This window comes from uncultured Campylobacter sp., from assembly GCF_938017705.1.
GTDB lineage: Bacteria > Campylobacterota > Campylobacteria > Campylobacterales > Campylobacteraceae > Campylobacter_B.
Genome location: NZ_CALIIS010000217.1, coordinates 1 through 8,732, shown reverse-complemented (window position 1 = coordinate 8,732; position 8,732 = coordinate 1). Strand labels below are relative to the sequence as shown.

The following is an 8,732-nucleotide window of genomic DNA, read 5'->3' as shown; positions in this document are numbered from 1 at the left end:
GCGCTTTATGAAAAACTACCACGAAAAGATGGAGCTTGCGCCGCGCGACGTCGTAGCTCGCGCGATCGAAACCGAGATTCGCGAGGGTAGGGGATACGGCGAGGGGCTAGGCGCATACGTGCTGCTTGACGTAAGACATCTCGGAAAAGATAAAATTTTAAAAGCCCTTCCTAAGATCAGACACACCGCCATTTTGTTTGAGGGTATCGATCTTATCGAGGAGCCAATTCCGATTCGTCCGACCGCACACTACTCGATGGGCGGCATTGAAGTGTCTAAATTTGACGATATGAGCACTAAAATTTCGGGACTTTACACCGCAGGCGAAGCGTCTTGTATCTCGATTCATGGCGCAAACCGCTTGGGCGGAAATTCTTTAACCGACGCAGTCGTTACGGGCAAACTAGCAGGGCTTGGCGCAGCGGATTATGCCGCGAAGCAAGAGGGCTTCGGTGACGGCAAAAGAGCAAGCGAGCTCGCGCAAAAATGGCAGGCTAAATTTAAGCAGATCGCAAACGGCTCGGGCAAGGCAGGCGAGATGTATGAGTTGCGCGAAGAGCTAGGCGCGCAGCTTTGGGATAATATGGGCATCTTTAAAACCGGCGAAAAGCTTGATCTGCTTTCGCAAAATTTAGAGGGTATCAGAGCGCGCTACGACGAGCTACGCGTCGCGGATGTAAATCCTGTTATGAATACCGCATTTACCGACTACGTCGAGCTTGGAAATTTAATCCTGCTTGCGCGTTGTGCGTGTTTGGCTGCGCAAAAGAGGCTTGAAAGCCGCGGCGCGCATACCAGAGAGGACTATCCGAAGCGCGACGATAAAAATTTCTTAAAGCACAGTATCGTGACGATGAACGACGCAGGCGAGCTAAGCTTGGGCTACAAAGAGGTCGTCGTTACGGAATTCTCTCTTGACGGAAGGAAACCTCAATGAAATTTATCATAGACCGCTTCGACGGAAGCAAAAATTATAAGCAAGCCTATGAGCTTAGTTTGGAGCAGATCAAAGGAAAGACCCTGCTTGGAGTTTTGCAATTTATTAAGCAAAATTTAGACATCACTTTAAATTTTACCGCAGCGTGCCGTATGGCGATATGCGGAGCCTGTGCCGTGAGGGTAAACGGGCACTCATATCTCGCCTGCGATACCAAGATGGAGGCTCTGCTTGCAGAGTATGAAAACCCCGATAGCTTTACGATCTCTCCGCTAAATAATTTTCGAGTGATCTCGGATCTAGTAGTGGATTGGGAACCTAGTATCGAAAATTTAAGAAAGATCAAACCGACCATTACGCCTAAGAAAGAATTTAGCGCCGATAAGGGCTGTAAGCAAAGCCCCGAGCAGATGGAGCGCGTCAAAAAGCAGTGGGATTGCATACTTTGCGGATGTTGCGCTAGCGAATGCAATAAGCTTGGAGCGGACGCAAGCGATTATATGCAACCCTTTGTTTTCACGCACGCTAACCGCGCCGCGTTTGATTCAAGAAGCAAGGACGCTATGCCTCATCTAAAGCCTGCGGTACTAAACGGATTATGGCTATGCGTGCACTGCCAAGAGTGCGCCGATCGCTGCCCTAAAGGCATAAGCGCTCAAAGCGATATTACCGCACTTCGCGCTCTAGCGATGAAAAAAGGCTTAACCGCAGGAAGCGGTCCAGCTCACGCAGAGGCGTTCCTGCTAGATATCGTAGAGGGAAGCGGAAGATTAAACGAGATCAAGCTCGCTTTAAGAAGCGAAGGCGTATTTGCAAATATGGGCAAGATGGACGTAGCGGCAAATTTAATGATGGCCGGCAAGATGAATCCTTTGCACGTATTCGGCGGCGAGGAGATCGAGGGTCATGCGCAGCTCGTTAAGATGATAGAGGCCGCGCGTAAGGCTCAAGCTAGCGGCGAGATAGAATAAGGAGGAGAGGATGAATAACGAATTTGCATTTTTCCCGGGTTGCGTTTTAAGTCAAGCTGCAAAGGAATCTAAAATTTCACTTGAAGCGATCGCTCCGGTGCTGGGTATTAAACTTCACGAGATAAAGGGCTGGAGCTGCTGCGGGGCTAGTCAAGCTCAATGCGTCGATCCTATGGCAAGCCTAGTAGCCAATGCCAGAAACATCGCGCTAGCCGAGGGTATGAATATGCCTCTGCTAACTACCTGCTCCACCTGTATGCTAACTCTAACTAAAGTAAAGCTAGCGTTGGATAAGGGTGCTAAAAGCTATATCAATACCTTTTTAAAAGAGGGCGGTATGCAGTATCAGGGAAGCACCGAAATTACGAGTCTGCTTTGGGTGCTATATCAAAGCTTAGACACTCTAAAAGCCAAGGTCACGAGACCGCTAACAAACTTAAAAGTAGCTCTATTTTACGGCTGCCACTCATTAAGACCGGAGCGCGAGCTTAAAAAAGAAAGCTCGACCAATCCGAAAAGCTTTGAAGCGGTAGTTAGCGCACTTGGTGCTCAGATAGTACCTTTTGAAAAACGCCTTGATTGCTGCGGTTTTCACGCTAGCTATCCTGCGGTAAAATCGGTATCTAAAATGTCAAGCGAGATCGTAAATGACGCTGCCGAGCACGGTGCCGACGTCGTAGTTACCCCTTGTCCGCTATGTCAGATGCAGCTTGATATCTATCAGGAGCGATACCAAGAAGCGATGAACTCCAAGGCAAGAAAGCCGATCATCCACCTATCTCAGCTGGTAGGTCTTGCACTCGGGCTAAGCAACGAACAGCTTGGACTAAATATCAATATCCAAGATGCAACGAGACTGGTAAGCTGATCTTTGGGAGATATTTAGAATTTTCTAAAATTTAACGGATGATTTTACAAAAATACTTCGCTGCGGCGCACACATAGTGCGCCTTGCGAGTATTTCACAAAATCATCCGACCTACGCCTGCTTTATCCTAAAATACTTTCCGCTACTATAAAATTCTTGGATGAAATTTCATTGATTCGTAAATTTTAACGCTTTCTCCGCCGTAATTTAACGTTTCATCCGCCGAGTAAATTTAATCTGCCTTTTATTTTTAAATTTTAAACCCATTAGATGATGAATAAATATAAAATTTTAATTAAATCTAACGAAATTTAAGGTGCATGAATTCTAAATTTTGATAGAATGCCATTTAAAAATATCCTAAATTTCAGGAGGACATTATGGTTGATTTGGCTCAAATTTCGGCTAGACTTGATGCCGTTGAGCGTTTGCCGCGAATAAAAACGGAGGAAAGCATACAAGAAAGGCTTAAAAGCAAGGGTTTTTCGCGCCGCGATTTTATGAAATGGAGCGGAGCGATGACCGCGATGCTCGGTCTTCCGGCCGCATTTGCACCGAGCGTGGCGCGAGCGGCGGAGCTTGCGGATCGCTTGCCTGTGATCTGGCTTCATATGGCGGAGTGCACGGGCTGTAGCGAGAGCTTGCTGCGCACCGACACGCCTAGCATCGACAGCCTTATATTTGATTACATCAGCCTAGAATATCACGAGACGATAATGGCTGCCGCAGGCTGGCAAGCCGAGGAAAATTTAGAGGGCGCGATCGAAAAATACAAGGGGCGCTATATCTTGATGGTAGAGGGTGGAATTCCAAGCGGCGAGAATGAATTTTTCCTAACCGTGGGTCCTGAGGGCAAGAGCGGAGCTCAGCACTGCAAGCACGCTGCCGAGGGCGCTGCAGCAATATTTGCGATCGGCACCTGTTCGAGCTTCGGCGGTATCCAAGCCGCAGCTCCGAATCCGACCGGCGCCGTAGGTTTGGACAAAATCATAAACAAACCCGTCATCAACATCCCAGGCTGTCCACCTAGCGAAAAAAACATCGTCGGCAACGTGCTAAATTTTATCCTTTTCGGCACGCTTCCGAGCTTGGACGTTTATAATAGGCCTAAATGGGCTTACGGGCTGCGCATCCACGATCTATGCGAGCGCCGCGGACATTTCGACGCGGGCGAGTTTGTAGAAAGCTTCGGCGATGCGGGCGCAAAGGACGGATATTGCCTTTATAAAGTAGGCTGCAAGGGCCCTTATACATTTAATAACTGCTCGCGCGAGCGCTTCAACTCCCACACTAGCTGGCCGGTACAGGCGGGTCACGGCTGTATAGGTTGCTCGGAACCTGATTTTTGGGATCATATGGGACCTTTTGAGGAGCCTTTGGCGGATCGCCTTTACGAAAGCGTTTTCGGCGGGCTCGGCGCTGATGCTACCGCAGATAAGATAGGTGTCGGAATTTTAGCGATCACGGGTGTTGCGGTAGCGGCACACGCGGCGATTGCGTCATTTAAGAAAGATAAAGGGGAATAATCATGTCGCAAAGAATCGTAATAGATCCGATAACCAGAATAGAGGGACATTTAAGAATAGAGGTCGTAGTGGATGATGAAAACATCGTGCGCGAGGCTTATAGTAGCTCGACGCTATGGCGCGGGCTTGAGACCATAGTAAAAAACAGAGATCCGCGCGACGCGGGATTTTTTATGCAAAGAATTTGCGGCGTCTGCACCTTCTCGCACTACAAAGCGGGCATCGTCGCGGTAGAAAACGCCCTTGGTATCACTCCGCCGCTAAATGCCTTGCTAACGCGCACGTTGATGGCTAACGCGCTGTTTTTACACGATCATCCGGTGCATTTTTATCAACTCCACGGGCTTGATTTCGTAGATGTAGTAAGCGCGCTTAGCGCTGATCCTAAAAAAGCAAGCGAGGAGGCGTTTAAATACTGCGACACCCCTTATGCGTGCGGTGCGGATAAACTAAAAGAGGTGCAAGATCGCGTGGGCGCTTTTGTTAAGAAAGGCGCTTTGGGGCCTTTCGCCAACGCCTACTTCGGTCACCCAACATATAAGCTTAGCCCGGAGCAAAATTTGATCGCTCTTTCGCACTATCTTGAGTGTTTGCGCATTCAGCGCACGGCGGCTCAGATGATGGCGATATTCGGTGCGAAACAGCCTCATCCGCAAAGCCTCACCGTAGGCGGCGTCACCTGCGTAATGGATATCCTAAGCCCTGCGAGACTGGGCGAATATATGTCTAAATTTAAAGAGGTCGCAGACTTCGTAAATCGCGCCTACTATCCTGATCTCGTAATGGCCGCGAAGGCTTACGGCAACGAGCCTAGCGTGCTAAACGATATCGGTGTGGCAAATTTATGGACGCATCAAGAATTCCAGCTTTCAAAGAACGAATGGCTATTTCAAAGTGGCATGATTATGAACGGCGATATTAGCAAGGTTTTGGAGCTGGATGAGAACAAGATCACCGAGGAGGCAACGCATGCGTGGTATAAAAACGATGCGGCGCTTCATCCTTACGATGGCGAGCAAGAGCCGAATTATACGGGCCTTAAGGACGGACAGAGCATCGACGCGCACGGCAAAGAAGCGCATACGAAGGTGCTCGATACCCAGGGCAAGTATACCTGGATCAAGGCTCCGCGCTACGACGGCAAGCCGCTTCAGGTAGGACCGCTTGCAAATATCGTGGTAAATTACGCTAAGAAAAACGAGCGCGTAGTAAAGGTCGTGGATCAATTCCTAAAAGACGCCGGTTTGCCGCTTGAGGCGGTATTTTCAACGCTCGGACGAACGGCGTGCCGTATGATCGAGGCTAAAGTCGTAGCCGACAACGGACTGATTGCGCTAGAAAATTTGATCGCAAACATCAAAAGCGGCGATACGCAGACCTGCGCAAAATATGTAATCGATAACTCCAAAGAGTACAAAGGTCGCTATATCGGTCATGTGCCGCGCGGCGCACTTAGCCACTGGTGCAGGATCGAAAAGGGCGTCATCAAAAACTGGCAGGCGGTCGTGCCGTCTACTTGGAACGCCACGCCGAAGGATAAAAACGGCGCTATGGGCGCTTATGAATCCTGCTTGATCGGACTTAAGCTTGCCGATCTTTCCAAGCCGCTAGAGATTATCCGCCGCATCCATTCATTCGATCCTTGCATAGCTTGCGCCGTGCACGTAATGGACGCTAAAGGGGCGGAGCTTGGCTGCTATAGGGTAGATCCCAGCAAAGGATAAACGATGAAAAAAAGATTTGCGGAATACGAATTCTCAATCGGTCTTAGGCTCACGCACTGGCTGCGTGCGCTTTGCATTACGATTTTGGTGATCACCGGATATTACATCGCTTTTGTTTTTACCGCGCCCGAGGTGAGTCCCGAGCCGGTACTTTTCATGCAGGCTAAATTTAGATTCGTGCATCTGATCTTCGGCTTTGCGATGATCGGCGCGGCGATCTTTAAAACTTATCTTTTCTTCTTCGATAAAAAGAGCAGAAAAGAGCTTTTAAGCATCAAGGATTTTTTTAGCCCGCGCGTCTGGATAGCTCAGATCAAATACTATATCTTTTTGGGCGAGCACCCGCATCTTCGCGGCGTTTATAACCCACTACAGTTCATCTCCTATCTGGGCTTTTATCTAGTGTTATTCGTAATCTGCCTAACGGGAATGATTCTATACATTCACGTCTATCACGAGGGGTTAGGCGGCGCGCTATATGGGCTCTTGCGCCCGCTAGAAGCTGCAATGGGCGGTCTAAGCGAAGTTCGAATGATTCACCATCTTTGCATGAATATCATCATAATCTTCGTACCGATCCACGTCTATATGGCGGTCTTTAACGCTGTCAAGGGTAGAGACGGTGCGATGGATGCGATCGTAAGCGGCTATAAATTTAAAAAGGAAGAGCACGCTTGAGGGTGCTGGTACTGGGTATCGGCAATGTCATCTACGCGGACGAGGGCATAGGCGTGCACTTCGTCCGCGCGCTCGCGCAGAACTATAAATTTTATCCTAAAACCGCCGCACGAAATTCTATGGCGGGCGAGAATTTCGCGGCGCAGAATTTTATGCAAAATTCCGCCCAAGTATCTGCGATACAAAATTCTACCTCGCAAAATTCCATAGAGCGCGACCCCTTGCAAAATTCTGCGAGTGGAAATTCTAACTCCGAGCAAAATTTCGCAGCAGTAAATTTAGACCGAAATTCTACTTCAGAACATTCCGCAAAGCAGAATTTCGCTTTAAATTTTACTTCGCAGAATTCCCTTATAAATTCCGCAGCGCAAAGCTCTATCGATACGGACTTTATCGCCGTAAATTCAGCCGCGCCGAGCAGTAGCACGGATCAGATCCGATTTATCGACGGCGGGACTCTGGCTAGCTTTTTGATGCCTACGATGGCGGAATTTGATGAAATTTTGCTCGTAGATTGCATAGACGCGGACGGCGCAGAGGGCGGCGAGGTGTATTTTTTCGACTACGACGCGATGCCTAAGCAGATCAGCTGGAGCGGCTCGGCACACGAGGTCGAAATGCTTCAAACCCTGCAGATGATGGATCTTTGCGGCGATCTGCCTCACGTTAAAATTTTAGCTGTCGTGCCGCGGCGCATCGAAGAGGCGAGCTTCAAGCTAAGCTCCGTGATATTAGAGTCCTCAAAAACCATGGAAAAAACGGCGCTTAAGTACCTATCGGATCTTGGCTTCGCGCATGAAAAAATCGCCGATCTTAGCGCCCAAGATATCGCGGATCGATTTGCAAAAAGGGGGCGAGATGATAGTAGCATATGAGTTTAACTACCTTAATGAAAACGCGCTGATAGCGCACTTCTTGCTGTTTTATGCCCGCAAAAGCACGCTGGAGTTTTGCCTAAAAAAAGAGGCGAACTTAATAAGCCTTTTCATGCGCAGCGGCGAGGATGAAATTTTAGAATTTAGCGACGAGGCGATGCCTCTGATTCCAAACTCAATATTTTTGGCAAAATCCTCCGTGCGCGTGGTGGACGAGGATGGCGCCGAAGCGAAAACGCTGAAATTTAACGGCGCGTTTGAGGATACCTCCTCGGGCGATATAAGTAAATTTTTAGAGGATGAAATTTCAAACGCCCATAATACGGCTAAATTTAATAACTTCACTCCGCGAGTGATGAAAGAGTACCTCGCTCACTCCGAGCCGTCTCAAAACGAATTCGAAATAATAAGCGGCGCCGGCGTTCTTCATGACGGCAAATTTGAAGCGGTAAGCAGGGAAAATTTCGCCCGCTTGTTGGAGCTTTGCCGCCTAAACTTGCTTCACGCAAGGCAGGTGCAGATCGAGCGCAGCGGCGCAACTTTCACGCTCAAAGCGGACGTGGATTTTAGCGCCGATTTTTTGATAGCTGCGGGAGTGGGCGCGCTAGATGGGATTTTTGCTAGCGACGAAAAGAGCAAAATCGCGCTCGCAGCCTTTGAAAAGCCGCTCATAAGCCTAAAAACCAATGCGATCTTTAGAAAAAACCACGAGGACGCACCTAAATTTTTTGACGTAAAGCTTGCGGGCGACATATTCGTGTTTGCGCTGGTGCGTGCTTTGGCAAGCGACGGGATCTATTTTTTAAGCGCAACATGCGAAAGCGCGGCGCAAAAAGATAAAATTTTTAAGGTCGCGCCGCTACAAAACGGCTTTTTGATCGTGCAAAACGAGGACTTTTTAAGCGACGGCGCAAGCTCATATCTAAAAAACTCAAAGGAGAAAAACTCCGCTCTTTTTGCGCTTACGTGCCGTGAAAAAGGGCTTTTAAATGATCCCAAAAAACGGGTTTTGCGCTGCTTTTTGGGCGTAGGTGCGGACGATGAGATCGCAATTTACGGCGAAAGCTCTAAAAAAATTCTGCTTAAATTTAATCTGCCGCGCAGCTTCGACGAGCTTAAGACGCAAATTTGCGCGGACGAAACGGGCGCGAAG

8 protein-coding genes and 1 pseudogene are annotated in these 8,732 nt (G+C 48.7%); all 9 read left to right on the top strand.

All coding sequences use genetic code 11. The features are described from left to right. On the top strand, window positions 1-937 hold a 937-nt coding region (locus tag Q0605_RS09935; protein WP_298706646.1), incomplete at its 5' end, for an FAD-binding protein. Continuing rightward, complete coding sequence (gene sdhB, locus Q0605_RS09930; protein WP_298706644.1) at window positions 934-1,908, top strand: 8-methylmenaquinol:fumarate reductase iron-sulfur subunit; 975 nt, start codon at window positions 934-936, stop codon at window positions 1,906-1,908. The genes Q0605_RS09935 and sdhB, both read left to right, overlap by 4 nt. A 10-nt stretch (window positions 1,909-1,918) precedes the next feature. Then, complete coding sequence (gene sdhE, locus Q0605_RS09925; protein WP_298706641.1) at window positions 1,919-2,776, top strand: 8-methylmenaquinol:fumarate reductase membrane anchor subunit; 858 nt, start codon at window positions 1,919-1,921, stop codon at window positions 2,774-2,776. 380 nt (window positions 2,777-3,156) lie between these two features. Beyond that, window positions 3,157-4,302 (top strand): hydrogenase small subunit, encoded by a 1,146-nt coding sequence (locus tag Q0605_RS09920; protein WP_298706640.1) that lies wholly within the window; start codon window positions 3,157-3,159, stop codon window positions 4,300-4,302. 2 nt (window positions 4,303-4,304) lie between these two features. Further along, the gene (locus Q0605_RS09915; RefSeq protein WP_298706638.1) at window positions 4,305-6,026 is read left to right on the top strand and encodes a nickel-dependent hydrogenase large subunit; all 1,722 of its coding nucleotides are present in this window, start codon (window positions 4,305-4,307) and stop codon (window positions 6,024-6,026) included. A 3-nt stretch (window positions 6,027-6,029) separates the two neighbouring features. Then, on the top strand, window positions 6,030-6,704 hold the full coding sequence (gene cybH / locus Q0605_RS09910) for a Ni/Fe-hydrogenase, b-type cytochrome subunit (RefSeq protein ID WP_298706636.1): 675 nt from the start codon (window positions 6,030-6,032) through the stop codon (window positions 6,702-6,704). Then, window positions 6,701-6,796 (top strand): annotated as a pseudogene (locus Q0605_RS09905) (hydrogenase expression/formation protein); the annotation flags it as partial. The gene cybH and the pseudogene Q0605_RS09905, both read left to right, overlap by 4 nt. 27 nt (window positions 6,797-6,823) lie before the next feature. After that, the gene (locus Q0605_RS09900; protein ID WP_363317219.1) at window positions 6,824-7,579 is read left to right on the top strand and encodes a hydrogenase maturation protease; all 756 of its coding nucleotides are present in this window, start codon (window positions 6,824-6,826) and stop codon (window positions 7,577-7,579) included. Next, window positions 7,563-8,732: hypothetical protein (locus Q0605_RS09895; RefSeq protein ID WP_298706635.1), on the top strand; the 1,170-nt coding region annotated here is incomplete at its 3' end. The genes Q0605_RS09900 and Q0605_RS09895, both read left to right, overlap by 17 nt.